We start from the raw sequence: 18,942 nt of genomic DNA on the forward strand, positions 1-18,942 counted from the left end.
TGATTAAAAAGAGATGATGGGCCTGTAACATTAGGTTCACCATCTGGGTTTTTGACGGGTTTTGTTTCACCATCAGGCACGCTATGCACCCGCAGTGTGCACATTAATGTCAGGTAAAGATGAGATATCAAGGTAGCGCGTCAGGTCGCGCTGTTCAGGACGCGACAAATAGGGAAGTTCGCCGACCAGTGGCGCTGAGATTTTATCACGCAGCACGGCGATAATATTCGCGTAGTTAGCCAGTCCGGGGTTAATGCGGTTAGCTACCCAGCCCACCAGTGTCAGGCCATCAGCGGCAATACTCTCTGCGGTTAACAGCGCATGGCTGATGCACCCTGTCTGAATGCCTACCACCATAATAACCGGCAACTGATGTTCTGCGACCCAGGATGACAGCGGACGCCCGTCATTCATCACGCTACGCCAGCCGCCGGTGCCTTCAACAACAACCCGCTCGGCTTGCTGACGCAGGCTATCCAGCCCTGCGCTCAAACTGGCATAATCGATAGCTTTACCCGGGACCGTGCTTATCTCCTCTTCTTCGAATAGCAGCGGATTAACCGCCTCATAAGGAAGTGCGAAGGAAGAGGCGTTCTGTAATATCAAGCCATCTTTGCTTCGTAGTCCGTAATCGGTGTGAATAGCGCAGCGTGCAATCGGTTTATATCCCACTACGCTCACGTTTGCCTGAACAAAACACTGCAATAAAGCACGCGATACGATGGTTTTTCCCACAGCGGTATCGGTACCGGTGATAAAAATTGTTTTCACCCTCTACTCCTTCGACCTGACTTATATTCGAATCACAATGGACTTTAAGTGCGAAAGAGCATTCTAGGGAATGCAATCGTTGAGCAATTTGCGTTAGCGCAAGGTTTAATCAGGCTTAACCTTGTAGCAACTTAACCAGGAGAAATCCGTTGTAGAGTGCGTCTTTTATTAACGCAGCTGCGCCCAGCGTGCCGGGTTCATGAAAGGCAGTCGGTGCCAGTTGAATAGTGGCGCTGTACGCCGGTAACGCCTGCTGATAAATGGTACTGCTTACGGCCGGAAACAAAATATCCGCAGCCTGATTCAGCGGAGAACCAATAAGAATATGTTGTGGATTGAAGATGTTAACCATCATAGCCAGCATGCGGCCAACATGATGGCCCACGCTGGCTATAGTATCGCATGCCAGACGATCACCAGACCGTGCGGCGGCACAGAGTGATTCAAGCGTCAGCGGCTGTTGATGCAGCAGACTGTCTGGTTGCGTTGTCAGTCGCTGTGCGGCAAGTGTTAATAAACTGCCTGTGCTTGCGACCGTTTCCAGGCACCCATGATTGCCGCAGTAGCACTGTTTGCCATAGGGATCGATTTGGGTATGACCGATCTCAACCAGAGCGCGTCCACTTTTATGCAAAAGCTGCCCACCGCTGATTACGCCAGCGCCGACAGTTTCATCGATAACGATCTGAATAACATCCTGCGCCCCGTGTGATGCACCAAACAGCGACTCAGCTAAGGTCCAGGCGGATATATCATGCTGAACAAATACCGGTAGCCCGGTACGCGCCGCTAAGGTTTCACCTAGCGGCATATCCTGGGCGCGATAACCCGGCAAACGATGCACCACGCCCGAAGCGGCATTAATCAGCCCAGGTAAAGTAATCGCTATCGCGGTCAGGCGCTCCAGTTGGTGCTGGTGGCGAATAAAAAAAGCATCGACCTGTTCAACAAGTGATGTAAGCAGCGGCTGCATGCTTTCATCAGGTAACGGCTGGGTATCTTCAACAATTATTCTGCTGCTGAGATCGCGCAAAGTCATCGTCATGTCACCACGATGCAGGCGGATAGCCAGATAGTGCCAGGCATCCGTATCAAGGATCAGGCCAATAGCTGGCCGGCCACGCGCGCCAGGCTCCTGAAATTCTGTCTCCTGCACCAAATGCGCGTCCAGCATTTCACGCACAATCTTTGTGATGCTGGCGGGGGCAAGTTGCGCCCGTTTGGAAAGCTCAATACGCGAAACAGGACCGTAAAGATCTATCAATCGATAAACGACGCCAGCATTGGTCTGCTTAATTTGGTCAATATGGCCAGGTTGACTGTCCAGATTCACACCCTGCTCCCGGTTATTTTCGCGCTTCTAAATAAACAGCAGATATGGTGAGGCAGATTCGCTCGTAGCGTCAAATATTTGATAAGAAATGTGATTTATCGCACATAAAGGTGTTGTGATTGCAGCTTTAACCGCCTGAATCACGCCGCAGCAACTGCATCATTCGGTCCATTTGTGCATTTATTTCACGCTCGCCTGACCAGACCAGCCAGAGTTCCGATAACGCATCCTGCTCCTCCAGCGGCAACCAAACCACATCAGCCAGCCGCGCACGGCGAAAAGAGGCAGGCAAAATCGATACGCCAAGACCGGTCGCCACCAGGCCCAAAATGGTCATCGCCTCGCCGACTTCCTGAGTAATGTAGGGTTTAATTTGATAACGATGCAGCAGGGTTAAAATCTCACTATAAAGTGCCGTCCCGCCCTGAGGATCGAAAAAGACAAACGGCTCCGTTGCCAGCTCACGCACGGAAATTTTATCGGCCTCTGCCAGGGATGAGCCCAGTGCACCACGGCGAACAAAGGTTCGCTGAGCAGCAGCTGATGACGCAAATTGGCGGGCAACGGGGTATTCCTCATGACGCCCAGATCGAGTCGACCATCATGCAGCGGTGCCAGCTGCTGGCGCGTGTTGATCTCCTGCATGTGAATGTGCACGTTGGGCCAGTGCTGGCGAAACTGATAAAGCGCCCCCGACAGCACACCGGTAAAAGGTGCAGAAGAGGTAAATCCAATACGCAGCTCTCCCTCTTCGCCCCGATGCAGCCTTGCTGCACGCTCGGCCGCTTGTTCTACCTGTAACAGAATGCCACGCGCATCTTGCAGCAACTGCTGACCGGCCGCAGTCAACTGGACGCTACGATTGGTGCGGTTAAACAGCTGCGCGCCGGTCTCAGCTTCCAGCTGCATAATCTGCTGGCTGAGAGGCGGCTGAGAAATGTTCAGACGCTGGGCCGCACGACCAAAATGCAGCTCTTCCGCGACAGCAATGAAATAGCGCAAATGGCGCAGCTCTACATTCATACTTTAAACGTCTTATTTGAGATTATTAATATATTAGACAACCTAATTCCCTTTTTCTAGAGTGGTTATCTCTTCTCTTCAATAAGGAATCCTCGTGAGCCGCTCTTCTCAGGCTGTGATACCCGACGATGACGCGCTGTCAAAGGGGCCCGCTTCTGCTTCATCTTCAGACTGGATTAAACGGGGTACACCGCAATTCATGCGCGTCACGCTGGCCCTTTTCTCTGCGGGCCTTGCAACTTTCGCTCTGCTTTACTGCGTTCAGCCCATTTTGCCGGTTCTTTCTCAGCAATTTGGCGTTTCACCAGCTGCGAGCAGTATCTCTCTCTCGATTTCCACTGGCCTGATGGCATTAGGTCTGCTGGTCACTGGCCCGCTTTCAGACGCTATTGGTCGCAAATCGGTGATGGTCACTGCGTTAATGCTGGCCGCAATCTGCACCTTGCTTTCAGCCGCAATGACCAGCTGGAATGGCATTTTATTGATGCGTGCCTTAACGGGCCTGTCGTTAAGCGGTGTGGCTGCCGTAGGAATGACCTACCTTAGCGAAGAGATTCACCCCAGCGTTATCGCCTTTTCAATGGGGCTATACATCAGTGGAAATTCCATTGGCGGCATGAGCGGAAGGCTCCTCAGCGGCGTATTAACTGATTTCTTCTCCTGGCGTATTGCGATAGCAACAATCGGCTGCTTTGCCCTGGCTTCGGCCTTGATGTTCTGGAAAATTCTTCCTGCCTCGCAACATTTTCGCCCGGCGTCACTGCGCCCACGCAGCCTGATCATTAACTTTCGTCTTCACTGGCGCGATCGGGGATTGCCGCTGCTGTTTGCCGAAGGCTTTTTACTGATGGGGGCTTTTGTCACGCTGTTCAATTACATCGGCTATCGTCTGATGGCTGCCCCTGGCATCTCAGCCAGGCGATTGTCGGCTTGTTATCTGTTGTCTATCTGACCGGTTCCTGGAGTTCACCGAAAGCGGGCGCGTTAACCAGCAAATTAGGTCGCGGCCCGGTGATCGTTGGCGCAACCGCCACTATGTTGGCTGGCTTGCTGATCACCGCGTTGAACTCAGTTTGGTTTATTTTGCCCGGCATGATGCTTTTCACAGCAGGCTTCTTTGCGGCCCATTCCGTCGCCAGCGGCTGGATTGGCCCCGGGCACGGCGTGCGAAAGGACAGGCATCTTCACTTTACCTGTTCAGCTATTATCTGGGGTCAAGCGTTGCCGGTACGTCAGGCGGCCTCTTCTGGCACCGCTATGGCTGGACTGGTATCACGCTGTTTATTGCCGCATTGTTGCTGCTTGCCTTAGGCGTGGCGTGGCGTTTACAACGGCGAAAACTGTAGCACGGCTTAATCCTTTTTACGGGTGCCGTGGCGCCCGTTTTAGCGCGCGAGACAGTAACCTGTTGCTTTATCAGTACCATGCAAAACAAAATCCCTCATTCCCCGCTATAATCGTTTCCATTCCAACGATAAATGTAATTTTTGATTTCACAGCAATGAGGATAAACCATGGCGATCTACTATTACGTCAATAAAATTTCAGGTTACAACGATAACCATGTTGTTCACGCTGCTGGCTGCAAATATTTACCTTCTCAAGAGACCAGGCTGTTTTTAGGCAGCTTCTACACTGCGACGGCGGCCATTCAGCAAGCGCGAAAATACTATTCCACTGCCCTGGGATGTGACCGGTGTTGTCCTGTGACGGTAAAAAAAACCTGACCCCTCAGAATAGTGTGGACCTGACTGACTCATCCACGCTCTGATAATGACCTGCCCGCTGCGACGGGCTAAACTTTATTGCGTTGCGCCAATTCGTTAAGCTTTTTGAAAAAAATCCGCTATGTTAGCCATCCTGATTCTTACTGTAGGGATTGCCTGTGCGGGAAAAATTTGCGGCTTCACAGATTAAGCTACACTGGCTGACTTTCTTTCTGGTCGCTCTGGCGTACGCCGCCATTGAGCTGCGCGGTTTTGCCCAGCGCGGTTCGTGGCAGGGTTATACGCTGATCGTCACGCATTTCACTGCGGGGACGATGGTATTGGTTTTAATGCTGTCACGGTTGTTACTGCGCACGCGCCATCGCAGTCCGGCTATTTTACCGGCTGCACCGCGCTGGCAAACAGGTCTGGCGCATTTAACCCACACGCTCATTTATGCCCTGTTTATTTCTTTGCCGCTAATGGGGATCGCTTCACGCTATCTATGGGGCCGGGACTGGTGGCTGTTTGGTTTTTCCATGCCAGTAGCAAATACGCCTGATGCTGACCTGGCGAAAGCCTTTACCGGGTGGCATAAAACCCTGGCACCGCTGGGTTACTGGCTGACTGGATTACACGCCGTGGCTGCGTTGTTTCATCACTATTTTTTAAAAGACAATACGCTGTTACGCATGATGCCTGGTCGCCAGCGCGGTCAATAACCTCAGGCTATCGCCCGCTGTGAGGGCGATAAAAAATATTCAATGATAAATTCGCCTTAACAGGTTTCCCAATCCCGATTCTTCATCCACAATAGTGAGTAATTTGTGACGCAGGTCACTTTCGCTGGGTCTCTTTACACCCTCTGTTTCGCTGTTCTGACTAACTGACTTTTCATGCAATCAACTACTGTTTCACGTAAAACGGCCTGGCTGCGCGTGGTGCTGCTGGCTATTGCCGCGTTTGTTTTTAACACCACTGAATTTGTACCCGTGGGCCTGCTGTCTGACATTGCTGCTGATTTTTCAATGAAGACGGCTGATGTCGGTATCATGCTAACGATTTATGCATGGGTGGTTGCCCTGCTTTCCCTGCCGCTGATGCTGATGACGCGAAACATTGAACGACGCCTGTTGCTGACGGTGCTGTTTATCATTTTTGTTGCCAGCCATGTGCTTTCTTCCTTCGCGTGGGATTTCACTTCACTGATCGTGTCGCGTATTGGCATTGCGCTGGCGCACGCTGTGTTCTGGTCAATTACCGCGTCACTGGCCATTCGCGTTGCGCCTGCAGGTAAGAAAACGCAGGCCCTGAGTATGTTAGCGACAGGCACGGCCTTAGCGATGGTGTTAGGCGTACCAATCGGGCGCGTCGTTGGTCAGTATCTTGGCTGGCGCACAACCTTTGGCATGATTGGCCTGTCTGCGCTGGTGCTGATGATTATGCTGGCGCGCATTCTGCCGCGCTTGCCCAGTGAGCACACCGGATCGCTCAGCAGTGTGCCCATGCTGTTTCGTCGACCGGCGCTGGTCAGTATGTATTTGCTGGTCACCCTTGTCGTGACGGCGCATTACACCGCTTACAGCTATATCGAACCGTTCATGCAGGTTGTCGCTGATTCAGGTGAAAACTTTACGACGTTACTGCTGCTGTTGTTCGGATCGGCGGGTATTCTGGGCAGTATTCTGTTCAGTTCGCTGGGCAACAAATTCCCGTCCGGGCTGTTAATTTCCGCGATTGCCCTGATCACACTTTGCATGGGTTTGCTGATTTTTGCTGCGGTACGCCCTGCTGCGATTTCGACATTGTGCGTGATCTGGGGCATGTCAATGATGATGATTGGCCTGGCTATGCAGGTGCGGGTGTTGTCGCTGGCACCGGATGCGACAGATGTCGCGATGTCATTGATGTCAGGTATCTATAACATTGGCATTGGCGCAGGTGCGCTGTTGGGGAATCAGGTCAGTTTGCATCTGAAGATGGCCGATGTTGGCAATGTCGGTGGCATGATTGGGCTGGTGGCGCTGATGTGGTGCGTCTATATATTCCGTCGCTATCCGCAACTGCGTTCAAACAGTTAATCAAAAGGCTTCAGATAAGCGGCTTTATCTGAAGCCTGTTTAACATCTTATTTATAGATGACTGCGGTGCCATGCAGGTTGTTGTTGCCAGAGGTCGAAGTGATGCGGAAAGACTTTGCGCCCAGGTCACTGGCCTTTTCTGACAGTTGCTGCTCCAGCGACGCCAGACTGGTGCTGCCGGTTGCGCTAATCACACCCACTTTTTGCTGATCCACTGGCGCGCTGCCAACCAACTCTGCTGCCGTCGATGTCAATGAGACGCTGCTGAGTAGCGCAGCGAGTAATACCATTTTTACCTTTTTCATCATTCAATCCTTCTCGCTCAATTATTGATAAATCACAGCAGTGCCGTGCAATTTGTTCTGACCGGTTGTTGAAGTAATACGGAATGATTTAGCACCGGCGGCGTCAGCTTTAGCATTCAGTTGTGCTTCTACAGAATCCAGGTTGCTACCGCCCTGAACCGAGATGGTGCCAACAGGCTGTTGGTTCAGCGGATCGCTGGAAACCTGTTCAGCGGCATAAGAACCAAAAGTTAACGCTGAAAGCGCAACGGCGGCGATGGCAAGTTTGATGTTTTTCATAAAATTCTCACGGGTAAATTAGGTTAGAAAGCGGTTGTCGCCATTTAATTAACGACCGTTAAATAAATGATAGAACCTGATCGCGTTCGGAGTCAATATTTAATTAACGAGCATTATTTTAATCGCAAAGTGGCGTGAGTATGGGCTTCAGCGCCTGTTTGCTCTTAACCATAGAGGCGATGACGCTGCCCTAACGCACAAAATGGCAATGCATTGACAAAGCCTTTACGCCGTTGCTTGCATATTTAATTAGTGATCGGTAATTTAATGGAATGTTTTTCAGTCAGTGAGGGTCTATGAGCCAGCAAAATGTGTGTGATGTGAAGAAATGCCGGGGACGCCCAAAAGTCTTTGACCGGGAAGCCGCACTTGATAAAGCCCTGACCCTTTTTTGGACGCATGGTTACGAAGGCACTTCACTGGCCGATTTAGTCGCCGCTACTGGCGCAAAGGCCCCCACGCTCTATGCAGAGTTTGTGAATAAAGAAGGCTTGTTTCGTGCCGCCATGGAACGATACATCGAAAAATTCAGTGCATATCGTGAAGCGGCACTGAACAACGACGATCTATCAGTTGATAAAGCCGTGGAAGGCTACTTTCGTGCGACGGCAGCCTGCTTTACCGATCGCAATTCACCCTCTGGCTGCTTTTTTATTTGCACCTCTTCGGCACTTGCTGCCTCGTCAGGCGAGATCGCAACGATGCTGCAACAGCAACATCAGTCACAGGAAATCACGCTGAAAGCCTTTTTAACCGCGCGTATGCAGCGCCACGAGTTATCATCTGCGGTAAATATCGACGCACTTGCATGTTATCTCGCCTGTATGCTGCAAGGTATGTCAGTCCGCGCCCGTGAAGGTGCTGCGCGCGAAGACCTGGACAGCATTATCGATACGCTCATGGCGATGTGGCCAACGTTGACTGGATTGTGTCAGCAGAAAGACTGAAACAGAGCGGATATTCCGTAATGTTTGTAAGTTGACCTTTTAAGTACGCCGCAACGGGTAACGTTGCGGCTTTTTTTACCGCTCGTGGATATTCTTTGTCCCGCCTTACGATTGGCACGACGCTTCCCGCCATCGCCAGAATCTCTTTCATTATTCCAGGCACTTCCCGACACAATCCCAGGCAATCATGCGCGGGCATTTTTTGTCCGCTCGCGTTTGGTTCGAAAGATAACTCTGTATGATTTTTAAACATGTTCGGCGCCGGAATATTGGTCTTCCCCCATTCTGGTTCATGCAAGAAAATTGCGATAACTGCCACACTTCTTTATGAAACCGGTTGCAGACCTCCTTTGCGCTGTTAGGCTGAAACCGGTTTCTTAATTCAGACGGCAGGGAGTGAGAATGGGCAAGACAAGAGATTATTCCAGATTAGCAGCTGATATTCTTAGAGAAACAGGTGGTGAAACCAACTTAATTAGTTTCTCACGTTGTGCAACCCGGCTCCGCCTGGTGCTTAAAGAAGTACCTGCAAATGCAAGCGAAAATATTAAACAGCTGCCAGGCGTTATTACCGTTGTGCTCAGCGGCGGTCAGTTTCAAGTGGTTATCGGAACCCACGTTGCGGATGTTTATGAGGCGCTTGCCGCAATCGTCGATCCCGATAAGCTCCAACATAGCGGTGAGAAGAAGCGTATTCTCGATACCGTTATTGCTACCATGTCCGCTGTCTTTGCTCCCATTATTTATGTCCTTGCGGCGGCAGGTATTCTGCAAGGGATATTGATTACCGTTAACTATTTTCTCCCCGCGTTTCAGCAGACCGGGGCATTCAGTATCCTGAACTTTATTTCCTGGACGCCTTTTGCCTTCCTGCCAGTTTTTATCGCTATCACTGCCGCTAAGTTTTTCAAATGTAATACGTTCATCGCCCTGTTTTGCTGCTGCGCCCTGATAAATCCCGACTGGGCAACCCTCGCGATGCAAATAGCGCAGGGAAAGGCCGTGACCTTTTTCTCTCTTCCTTTGTCCGAGACGGTATATACCTCCTCGGTTTTACCGCCGCTTTTTTTGGTTTTAGCCCTTTCTTATCTGGAACGCTTTGTGGAAAGGATATTGCCGCAGGTTGTGGCTCCGCTTTTTACTCCGCTTATCTGTGCCGTGATCGTGGTGCCACTGACGCTGGTAATTATCGGTCCGGTTACTTCAGGTCTCGCCAACGCGATTGCCATGGGCTACAACTGGCTGTTCGAGACCGCACCTGCGCTGGCGGCGGCGGTAATTGGCGGCTTTTGGCAGGTAATTGTTATTTTCGGCGTTCACTGGGGAATTACGCCAGTGGTTATGGCGAACTTCGATATGCATGGCCGTGATTCATTTCAGGCTTTCCAGACCATGGCGGTAGTGGGACAAATGGCCGCAGCCTTTGCCTGCGCCTTAAAAGCAAAGCAGCGCGGTTTCAAAACGGTGGCTTACTCGGCGGGGCTGACCGGCGTATTTGGCATCACCGAGCCCGCGATCTATGGCGTGACGCTGAAGCTTAAAAAGCCTTTTATTTGCGGATGTATCGGCGGCACCATCGGCGCTGTGGTTACCAGCCTTTTTGGCAGTTATTATTATGCCTATGCCGGTTTACCGGGCCTGCTGACGATTGTGAATGCTATCAGCCCTGAAAATCCTATGTCTTTCATCGGCGAACTGACAGGCGTAGCGACGACCATTGTGGTCACCCTTGTTCTGGTTTTCCTTGTGGGCTTCAAAGAGCCGCTAACGAAGCAGGAAGAGACACGTCCCTCAGATAAGGATGACGTAACCGCCCCTTCTCAGACCGCGATGACGCAGGTAACTAAATATGCCCTGGCTTTAATGTTGAACAGCCCGGTCGCAGGCAAGGTGTTGCCTTTATCTGAGGTTAAGGATGAAAGCTTTTCCGGCGGTCTGTTGGGTGACGGGATTGCTATTCTACCTGAGGATGACATCATTGTTTCCCCCTGTGACGCAGAGGTTGCTACCACGGTAGAAAGCCATCATGCTGTGGGTTTGCTCTGTGGCAACGGTGCGGAATTACTCATTCATGTGGGTCTGGATACGGTAAAATTAGGCGGGCAATATTTTTCTACCCTGGTAAAGGTTGGGGATAAAGTCACAGCCGGGACGCCGCTAATTCAGTTTCACAGACAGGCGATTGTTGAATCTGGTTATGATTTAACAACACCATTTTTAGTGATGAACAGCGAGGATTATCAGATGACCAGACACGTTAATAGCGGGTCGGTGGCATCAGGCGCGCCGGTAATGTCGATAAGCTAGCCGTGTTGCCGGGGTTCCTTAAAGCGAGGATGTAATGGTTACAATGCTTGATGTCGCACGAAGCGCCGGCGTGTCCAAATCGACGGTGTCTCGTGTATTAAACGGTAAAAATATCGTCAGGGAGGAGATCAAAGCACTGGTGTATAAAGCCATTGAAGAAACCGGCTATCGACCTAATCTGCTGGCGCAGCAGCTGGCCACGCAAAAAACCAACATGATTGGTCTGGTGATAACCAACGATGTTTATAACGGGCCTTTTTTTTCGACGCTGGTTTATAACGCAGCAAAGTTTTGTGAAGAGCACGATCGCCGCTTAATTTTCGCCGACGGCAAAATTCCGCAGAAGAAGAGATGAACGCTATCGATTTTCTGGTGCGGATGAAATGCGCCGGGGTCATGGTTTATCCGCGCCATATGAGCAGCGCGCAATTAGAAAAAATCGTCGCTGAAAGTCCGGTTCCGGTAATCGTGCTAAATCATAAATTAACGGGGCATGCCGATCGCGCCATCTTTATCGATCATTATCGTGGTGCTGAAAGCATGATGGATTACCTGTTCAGCCAGGGACATAAAAGAATCGCTTATATTCGCGGCAAGATGCCCTCACCCAGCAACTCGGCTCGCCAGCAGGCCTGGCAGGATAAATTAATAAGCCAGGGGCAAAAGGATTATGAAAAGCTAGTCGCGCAGGGAAACTGGAGTATGGAAAGCGGTTATCAGGCGGCGCGGGAACTTATCAGCCGACAGGAAACCTTTACCGCTATTCTTGCTGGCAATGATGATATGGCCTTGGGGGCGATAAAGGCGTTAAAAGATCTTAACCTGGAGGTTCCGGAAGCGATTTCAGTGGCCGGTTTTGATAACGCAACGACTGGTCATTACTTTTCGCCTGCGCTGACCACCATCGATACGCCGCTCGACCAAATGGTAAAACGCGCGGTAGAAATTATTCTGGATCTACCGCATGACGAGAGTCGTAACAGTTTGTCCGGAACGCTGGTAATAAGGGAATCGGTAAGCCGGAGATAGTGACTCAGTGGACAAATCCATGTCAGAGGTTTCTGCCCGGTCACAGGTTTTACGCTTTCGCAAATACCAGTCAGTTGCTTAACTGACTGGCATTACGGATATTCCGCCCTGCTTTTTACTTAAAATATCACTCAAGGAAAAAGACCGGTTTTAGCGCCTGACTGACCGGACTGTTGTCGGGATTTGACGGCATCAAATCTTTCATTGATGCCCACCATCGTTGACAAACTTCCGTCTGCGCCACCGCATTCCAGCGTTCTTCCGACTCGATTTCCACACTGGCAAACAATAAATTGCGTTCGGCATCCAGCCAGATAGCATAATTGTGCGCGCCGTGTGCTTTCAGCGTCTGTTCCAGCTCAGGCCAGATTGGGGAATGCCGACACTCGTACTCTGCGTGGCAATCCCCGTGCACCTGCATAACAAAGGCTCTACGCAGCATTAGCAGGCCCCACGTCTAACGCCGCCTGCCATGGCGTTACGCCAAAACGCTCACCCAGCGCCACCAACTGTTCAGTGGTAATACTTTGACGTATGCCCCCATCGACAACACCTTCACAATCACCTCTGACGATTTTTCAGCGGTGTCGATCAGGCCAAAGGCTTCGTCCAGCGTCGGCCCGGTGCCAAAGATGCCGTGGAATGGCCACATCACCAGCGTATGAGAGGCCATTTGTTCTGCAGTCGCAGCGCCGATGCCATCCGTGCCGGGCACCATCCACGGCAAAATACCGACGCCATCCGGAAATACTACTAAGCATTCGGTGCTGCCTTCCCATAACAAACGGGTAAAGCGTGCAGAATCCAGCTCAACCACATAGCTCAGCGCCATGAAATTGGTGGCGTGACAGTGCATGATGACGCGATCCGCACCGTTACTGACCGCTTTGCGTACGCAGTGCGACTGAAAATGCGATGCCAGTTCCGACGTCGGCAGCCCGCCATTGACCAGGCCCCAGTGAATTTTATACGACAGACCTTTGTCATCGACCTGCAAAAGCACCAGTGAATCAGCCGGATCGAGCTGAACATTACGGAAGAACTTGCCGGAACCGGTAACTAAAAACCAGCAGTTAGCCAGAGCCGGAGCCGGTTGCGTCAGTTCAATACAGCGGGGTTCGGCACAGAAATCAGCGGCAAAAGGCGTCACCTCCTCTTCCAGCAAACGCAAACTGACGTTACCACCGTTGCGCTCATCCCAGCCTTTTAACCACATATCACTGGTGGCTTTAACCATTCCTTTAACAAACCAGGAAGAAAGAATGCTTTGCATAGTGGATCCTTAACGTTGACTCAGAATGTGTTGTTCGTAATGGCGTACTTCACTTAGCCAGCTGGCATCTGCCGGAACATCGTGACGCAGACACCAGGCTTCCCAGACGGCCTGCCACGGCAGAGATTTTTGTTCTTCCAGCAGCGCCAGGCGTGCGGTGTAATCGCCTTCCGCTTCGATCCTGCGCAGCCGTTCTGTTGGCTCCAGCAAGGCGCGTAGTAAAGCCTTTTTCGCGTTGCGCGTGCCAATCACCCATGCTGCGATGCGGTTGATAGAGGCATCGAAGAAATCGAGGCCAATGTGAACCTTATCGAACAGTTGATGCCGCACGATTTCGCTGGCAATCGCCTGCGTTTCATCATCAAGCAGCACCACATGGTCGCTGTCCCAACGCACTGGACGGCTCACGTGCAGCAGCAGACGTGGCACATAGAGCATGGCGGCGGAAATTTTGTCAGAGATAACTTCGGTTGGATGGAAATGGCCGGCATCCAGCGTCAGCGCAGTCTGGCGACTGCTGGCGTAGCCGAGGAAAAATTCATTCGATCCCACGGTGTAGCTTTCAGCGCCAATACCAAACAGCTTGCTTTCAACCGCATCAATGTGGTGCGCAGGGTTTAACTTCTCGGCGATGATCTCATCCAGTGCGTTCAGCAGACGCTGACGCGGAGCCATACGATCAACCGTGATATCTTTCATGCCATCCGGCACCCAGATATTCATCAACGACGGCGTGCCGAGCTGTTCGCCAAAATATGCGGAGACACGACGGCTGGCTTTACAGTGATCGATCCAGAACTGGCGAATGTTATGGTCAGCATGCGACAGCGTAAAACCATCGGCACTGAGCGGGTGCGAAAAGCAGCTTGGGTTGAAATCGAGTCCCAGACTGTTTTGCTTTGCCCACTCGACCCAGTTAGCGAAGTGCTTAGGTTCAATCGCATCACGCTCAACAGGTTGATCGCTTTCAAGATAAATGGCATGCAGATTGAGGCGCTTGGGACCCGGGATTAATGACAACGCTTTATCAAGATCGGCGCGCAGTTCCTCTGCATTACGGGCGCGGCCTGGATAGTTACCGGTCGCCTGGATCCCGCCAGTCAAGGTACCTTGCGGGTTCTCAAATCCACGAACATCATCACCCTGCCAGCAGTGCATAGACACAGGTACGCTATCCAGACGCTGAATCGCTTGTTCAACATCCACTCCTGTTTCAGCGTAACGTTGTTTCGCCAGTTCAAAGGCTTGTTCAATCAGCTTAGTCATAAGCAAGTTCCTTAGCAGGTTGACTCAGCGCCGTGAAGCGTGCCTGACAGGCAGCAAAGGCGCTGTTTGTTTGCGGTTCAAATTTTTCTAACGGGAAGTTGTCTGCCACGCAGCGACGGAAATCGGCCACGTCGGTGAATTCACCCAGCGCAATGAGCTGGCAACCGATATTGCCTAGCGTGGAGGCTTCTATCGGCCCAGCCAGCAGCGGAATCTGGCAGGCATCGGCACACAACTGGTTAAGGAAACGATTTTGGCAGCCACCGCCAACCACATGCAGCTGGCTGAAGGGTTTGCCGCGCAGTGCCGCCAGTTCGCTCATCACTTCACGGTAAAGCAGTGCCAGGCTGTCAAAAATGCAGCGCGCTAAGGCCGCCGCCGATTGCGGCACCGGCATACCCTGCTCAGCGCAGGCATTTTGGATCTCACCGACCATACTGTCAGGATTGATAAACCGCGAATCGTTGGGGTTAATCAGCGAACGGCACGCGGGCTCATGCGTTGTATCAGCAATTAATGCACACAGATCGTCGATATTCAGCTCGCTACAAATGCGTTGAAGCAGCCACAGCCCCATAATGTTTTTCAATACACGATAGCCCTCCGCGCCGCCCTCATTGGTCACATTGACGCGCAGCGCGGTTTCGGAGGCATAAGGTTGTAAACTTTCGAATCCCATCAGCGACCAGGTGCCTGAACTCAAATAGGCGGCGTCATCCTGCGTAAGCGGCGTTGCTAACACCGCGCTGGCGGTGTCATGCGTGGCGACGGCAATCACCGGAACCTTTGCGCCAGTGGCGCTTTGCCAGTGACCAATGGTGTTGCCTGGCGCTTGCGGCTTACCAAACCATTTTGCATCTACACCCGCCCAGGCCAGCAGATCAGCATCCCACTCACCGCTGTCAATATTGAGCATCTGGGTAGTTGTGGCGTTGGTGTACTCCCAGTTCATGTTGCCGGTCAGGCGATAATGCAGGTAATCCGGCATCATCAAGGCATGTGCCACACGAGCCTGCCAGTCGGGCTGCATTTGATGCAGCGCCCGCATTTGATACAGCGTATTGAAAGGAAGAAACTGAATACCGGTGCGGCTATAAATCGTGTTTTTACCCAGCTCACGCAGCGCCTGTTCCATTACGCCGTGGGTGCGCGCATCACGATAACTCACCGCTTCGCCAACGCGCTCGCCCTGCGCATCCAGCAACACCATGTCCACGCCCCAGGTATCAATGCCGATACTGTCTGCCACCGTTTTTTCAGCATCAAGTTGGGCCAGACCCGTGCGGATTTCGCGCTCCAGTTGCTCAACATCCCAGCAGTCGTAGCCATTACGGCGCTGACGCTGATTAGCGAAGCGGTGCACTTCGCGCACACCGATATGGCGGCTTGCGTCATCCCAGTGTGCGAGCATCACCCGTCCGCTGGAAGCGCCTAAATCTACGGCAACGATATTTCGCTTACTCATGGCGTGTTATTCCTGTGATTTGACGATCACAGAGTAGAAACCTTGCGGTTTCGCCACCTTCCCCGTACTGCCAGCGCGCCATTGGCGCTGGCAGACTGACAAAGAAGTTCGTGAGAGAGATCACAGAGGCAGCAGAGAACAGGATGTGACCTTCGCCGCAATTCTGTTATCTGCTGGGAATTTCTTGAATAAACAGCATGATTCCTGCTGAGTTAAGGTAAAAATTCAAGGTAAGGTTCGGGCGGCCTGTTTAGACTCGGTTACGGTTTTGTTAACAGTAACAAGAGGCGATCATGACCATTCTGCACAGTGCTGATTTTTTTCCGGAAGGCGATTACGCGATTGCTATTGAGCCGCGCGTACCACAGCAGGCCTTTCCTGAACATCATCATGATTTTCATGAAATAGTGTTAGTGGAACAGGGTTCAGGGATTCATGTGTTTAATGGTCAGCCGCAAACGCTCTGTGCCGGTTGCGTCTGTTTTGTGCGCGATCACGATCGTCATCTCTATGAACAAACAGAAAATCTTTGCCTGACCAATGTGCTTTATCGCAGCCCTGATGCGTTTCGCTTTCTGTCAGGATTGCAGGCGCTGCTACCTGTGGATAATGAGGGACAGCATGCCTCGCACTGGCGCATCAATCACAAAGTGATGGCCCAGGCGCTGAATGTGGTAGGACAGATGCGGCACGATGATGCGTGGTCGCTGGAAAAACAGGCGCGTCAGGAACAACTGTTTTTACAATTACTGGTTTTGTTACGTGAAACCTGTCGCAATGAGCAGGCTCAGGATCAGGAAGCGCGGTTACACCGATTGCTTGACTGGCTGAATGAGCATTACAGTGATGAGATTGTCTGGGAGGCGCTGGCAGATCAATTTTCGCTGTCGCTACGCACGCTACATCGACAGATGAAGCAGCAAACCGGCAGCACGCCGCAGCGTTATCTCAACCGGTTACGCCTGTTGCAGGCGCGTCATTTACTGCGACACAGCGATATGCGTATCACCGATATCGCTTTTCAGTGTGGCTTTGGTGACAGCAATCACTTTTCCACCTTGTTCAGGCGCGAATTTGGCTGCGCTCCACGCGCGGAGCGCCAACAGATGTTGTAAAGGAGTCAGCCATGCCGTTGATACTCAGTCGGGAAGATTACTTTCCCGCCACCAATTTGCCGGTGGCGGTGGCGGAGCGTATGCCCCAACCCTCTTTTCCGCCTCACCGGCATGAGTTCAGCGAGATAGTTATTGTCTGGCGCGGTAATGGTCTGCATATCCTCAACGATCGCCCGTGGCTCATCACCTGCGGCGATGTCTTTTATATCCGCGACAACGACTGCCACAGCTACGATGGCGTGAACGATTTGGTGCTGGATAATATCCTCTACTGCCGAGACCGCTTTGGACTTGCACTGGACTGGCATCAACTGCTGCCTCCGCAAGGTGATGATGCGCCCGGCTGCTGGCGCTTAACCACGCGCGGTATGGCGTTAGCGCGCAGCGTAATTACCCAGCTTGAGCGTGAAAGCCGCAAAACCGATCCGCTGTCGATTCAGTTATCTGAAGCTTTATTCCTGCAACTGGCGTTGATTTTACGCCGTCACGGTTATGCAGCCGATCGCCCGTGGGCACTGCCTGAAGGAGAACAGCTCGACTTGTTGATGTCAGCCTTACAAGGTGCCATTGCCCGCCCCTTCGATCTGGCGCTGTTTTGTCAGCAAAATCAGCTCAACGAACGCGCGCTTAAGCAGCTTTTTCGCCAACAAACCGGTATGACCGTGGGTCATTACCTGCGTCAGTTACAACTGTGTCAGGCAAAATATCTGTTACGCACCCAGGATTGTTTGATTGGTGAAGTTGCTGCCCGCTGCGGATTCGATGACAGCAACTATTTTTCCGTGGTGTTTACCCGGGAAACAGGTTTGACACCCAGCGCCTGGCGTCAGCGTTTCCTTGCCCCTCGCCTCACCAGTAAAACCACCGATATGGCAAAACCGTAAAGCGAGCCAGCCTTGCCGGCTCGCCCTTTTGCCATCAGGCCGCCAGACCCAGGCCGACAATGTTAGCGGCGATGATGATCACCACGCAGCCAATAGAGAGGACGCCAACCGGACGACGTCCGACTGATTTCCATTCTTTCATCAACAACCCAACCAAACCGCCACACAGGACATACAAACTCATGTGCAGCATCCAGCTTATATAGTCATACTGCGGCGGGATGTTGGCGTGGCCCCAGGCGTAAAAGAAGAATTGCAGATACCACATGGTGCCGCCGAGTACGGCAAACGCAATGTTAGCGAGCAGCAGCGGCTTCGCCAGTGAGAAATCCTTACGCACCGACAGCTCGCGTTTGGTTGCCAGACGGAAGAAACAGAACGCCAGATTCACCAGCGCCCCACCGCCCATAATGACGACATAGCTGGGCAACGCAACGTAGAGCGGGTCGATACCAGCCTGCGCAGCGGCATCATGCATGGGTTTTGCTGCATCCATAGCAAATGACATTCCTGCCGAAAAAATGCCGCACATCACTGCCAGCACTAACCCTTTTTTCAAATTAAACTCTTCGGCATTGATACCCAGCGCACGCTCTTTCAACAGACCAGCACGTGACACAATTGCCACGCCGATCAGCGCGACGAAAACACCCAGCAGCGTCAGCCGTCCACCGGTGGAGGCAAACAGCTCGCCGAAGCGTCCCTGAATAAGGGGCGTCATCAGTGTGCCCACCACCAGCGTGATGCCAATGGCGATACCAATCCCCATCGACATGCCGAGATAGCGCATAGTGAGGCCATAGTTAATGTTTCCTACGCCCCACATAGCACCAAACAGAAACACCGGCAGTAACTGAGAGAGGCTAAAGCCGCTGTAATAGGCCCAGAAATTTGGCAGTAATACGGCGCTGACCGCCCATGGCAAGATCAGCCATGACATCAACCCGCCCACTGACCACATGGTTTCCCATGACCATCTTTTCACCTGCTTAAAAGGCGCGTAGAAGCACGCGGCACTGGCAGCTCCGACGAAATGCCAGAAGATACCTGCAATAATGGCACTGTTCATTGTTATTCCTTGGTAAGGTTGAGGCCGACAGGAAACCCAGCGGTTCCCGTTTAGCAGGCAGTCTACGGTTTGCAGGAATTCTTCAGCCT

Annotated in this window: 17 protein-coding genes and 3 pseudogenes; 10 read left to right on the forward strand and 10 right to left on the reverse strand. The window is 52.1% G+C overall.

Features of this window, described 5'->3' with window-relative positions; translation table 11 throughout:
* Positions 1–81: 81 nt before the first annotated feature.
* The 3 genes and pseudogenes from bioD to O3W44_RS03970 form a co-directional block, all read right to left on the reverse strand.
* Positions 82–771: a dethiobiotin synthase gene (gene bioD, locus O3W44_RS03960; protein ID WP_269292070.1), complete on the reverse strand. Its 690-nt coding sequence runs from the start codon at positions 769–771 to the stop codon at positions 82–84.
* Between the two features lie 115 nt (positions 772–886).
* On the reverse strand, positions 887–2,104 hold the full coding sequence (mlc, locus tag O3W44_RS03965) for a sugar metabolism global transcriptional regulator Mlc (RefSeq protein WP_269292071.1): 1,218 nt from the start codon (positions 2,102–2,104) through the stop codon (positions 887–889).
* A 127-nt stretch (positions 2,105–2,231) separates the two neighbouring features.
* Positions 2,232–3,127 (reverse strand): annotated as a pseudogene (locus O3W44_RS03970) (LysR family transcriptional regulator).
* A gap of 94 nt (positions 3,128–3,221) precedes the next feature.
* Here O3W44_RS03970 and O3W44_RS03975 point away from each other — a divergent pair.
* The 4 genes and pseudogenes from O3W44_RS03975 (at position 3,222) to O3W44_RS03990 (ending at position 6,914) form a co-directional block, all read left to right on the forward strand.
* Positions 3,222–4,473: pseudogene (locus O3W44_RS03975) on the forward strand (MFS transporter).
* 168 nt (positions 4,474–4,641) lie between these two features.
* Entirely contained in the window at positions 4,642–4,854 is a 213-nt protein-coding gene (locus O3W44_RS03980) for a hypothetical protein (protein WP_442954600.1), read from the forward strand.
* Between the two features lie 158 nt (positions 4,855–5,012).
* Positions 5,013–5,555, forward strand: coding sequence for a cytochrome b561 (gene cybB / locus O3W44_RS03985; protein WP_269292072.1), 543 nt, complete (start codon positions 5,013–5,015; stop codon positions 5,553–5,555).
* A gap of 174 nt (positions 5,556–5,729) precedes the next feature.
* Positions 5,730–6,914, forward strand: coding sequence for a sugar transporter (locus O3W44_RS03990; RefSeq protein ID WP_269292073.1), 1,185 nt, complete (start codon positions 5,730–5,732; stop codon positions 6,912–6,914).
* 47 nt (positions 6,915–6,961) lie between these two features.
* On the opposite strand, the gene bhsA (O3W44_RS03995) is transcribed toward O3W44_RS03990, so the two are convergent.
* Together bhsA (O3W44_RS03995) and bhsA (O3W44_RS04000) are read right to left on the reverse strand one after the other, a co-directional pair.
* Complete coding sequence (gene bhsA, locus O3W44_RS03995) at positions 6,962–7,219, reverse strand: multiple stress resistance protein BhsA (RefSeq protein ID WP_269294357.1); 258 nt, start codon at positions 7,217–7,219, stop codon at positions 6,962–6,964.
* Positions 7,220–7,240: 21 nt separating this feature from the next.
* Positions 7,241–7,498, reverse strand: a complete 258-nt coding sequence (bhsA, locus tag O3W44_RS04000; protein WP_269292074.1) for a multiple stress resistance protein BhsA — start codon at positions 7,496–7,498, stop codon at positions 7,241–7,243.
* A gap of 296 nt (positions 7,499–7,794) precedes the next feature.
* Between bhsA (O3W44_RS04000) and O3W44_RS04005 the strand changes: the two genes are divergently transcribed.
* The 4 genes from O3W44_RS04005 to O3W44_RS04020 all read left to right on the forward strand — a co-directional run bounded on the left by O3W44_RS04005 (position 7,795) and on the right by O3W44_RS04020 (position 11,781).
* The gene (locus tag O3W44_RS04005; protein ID WP_269292075.1) at positions 7,795–8,445 is read left to right on the forward strand and encodes a TetR/AcrR family transcriptional regulator; all 651 of its coding nucleotides are present in this window, start codon (positions 7,795–7,797) and stop codon (positions 8,443–8,445) included.
* Between the two features lie 402 nt (positions 8,446–8,847).
* Positions 8,848–10,752, forward strand: coding sequence for a glucose PTS transporter subunit IIA (locus O3W44_RS04010; protein WP_269292076.1), 1,905 nt, complete (start codon positions 8,848–8,850; stop codon positions 10,750–10,752).
* Positions 10,753–10,786: 34 nt separating this feature from the next.
* Positions 10,787–11,107, forward strand: a complete 321-nt coding sequence (locus O3W44_RS04015; protein WP_269292077.1) for a LacI family DNA-binding transcriptional regulator — start codon at positions 10,787–10,789, stop codon at positions 11,105–11,107.
* Positions 11,104–11,781, forward strand: coding sequence for a substrate-binding domain-containing protein (locus O3W44_RS04020; protein ID WP_269292078.1), 678 nt, complete (start codon positions 11,104–11,106; stop codon positions 11,779–11,781). Before O3W44_RS04015 ends, O3W44_RS04020 begins: the two co-directional genes overlap by 4 nt.
* Before the next feature lie 127 nt (positions 11,782–11,908).
* On the opposite strand, the gene rhaM is transcribed toward O3W44_RS04020, so the two are convergent.
* From rhaM to rhaB, 4 genes and pseudogenes are all read right to left on the reverse strand, one after another.
* Positions 11,909–12,223: an L-rhamnose mutarotase gene (gene rhaM / locus O3W44_RS04025; RefSeq protein WP_269292079.1), complete on the reverse strand. Its 315-nt coding sequence runs from the start codon at positions 12,221–12,223 to the stop codon at positions 11,909–11,911.
* Positions 12,213–13,054 (reverse strand): annotated as a pseudogene (gene rhaD, locus O3W44_RS04030) (rhamnulose-1-phosphate aldolase). The gene rhaM and the pseudogene rhaD overlap by 11 nt, the downstream one beginning before the upstream one ends.
* Positions 13,055–13,063: 9 nt before the next feature.
* Complete coding sequence (locus tag O3W44_RS04035; RefSeq protein ID WP_269292080.1) at positions 13,064–14,320, reverse strand: L-rhamnose isomerase; 1,257 nt, start codon at positions 14,318–14,320, stop codon at positions 13,064–13,066.
* Positions 14,313–15,785, reverse strand: coding sequence for a rhamnulokinase (gene rhaB, locus O3W44_RS04040; protein WP_269292081.1), 1,473 nt, complete (start codon positions 15,783–15,785; stop codon positions 14,313–14,315). The genes O3W44_RS04035 and rhaB overlap by 8 nt, the downstream gene beginning before the upstream one ends.
* 293 nt (positions 15,786–16,078) lie before the next feature.
* Between rhaB and rhaS the strand changes: the two genes are divergently transcribed.
* Both rhaS and rhaR read left to right on the forward strand, forming a co-directional pair.
* Entirely contained in the window at positions 16,079–16,900 is an 822-nt protein-coding gene (rhaS, locus tag O3W44_RS04045; RefSeq protein ID WP_269292082.1) for an HTH-type transcriptional activator RhaS, read from the forward strand.
* A gap of 11 nt (positions 16,901–16,911) precedes the next feature.
* Positions 16,912–17,784, forward strand: a complete 873-nt coding sequence (gene rhaR, locus O3W44_RS04050; protein WP_269292083.1) for an HTH-type transcriptional activator RhaR — start codon at positions 16,912–16,914, stop codon at positions 17,782–17,784.
* Positions 17,785–17,818: 34 nt separating this feature from the next.
* On the opposite strand, the gene rhaT is transcribed toward rhaR, so the two are convergent.
* The gene (gene rhaT, locus O3W44_RS04055) at positions 17,819–18,853 is read right to left on the reverse strand and encodes an L-rhamnose/proton symporter RhaT (RefSeq protein ID WP_269292084.1); all 1,035 of its coding nucleotides are present in this window, start codon (positions 18,851–18,853) and stop codon (positions 17,819–17,821) included.
* Between the last annotated feature and the right edge of the window lie 89 nt (positions 18,854–18,942).

It is taken from the genome of Pantoea sp. LMR881, assembly GCF_027157825.1.
GTDB lineage: Bacteria > Pseudomonadota > Gammaproteobacteria > Enterobacterales > Enterobacteriaceae > Pantoea > Pantoea haifensis.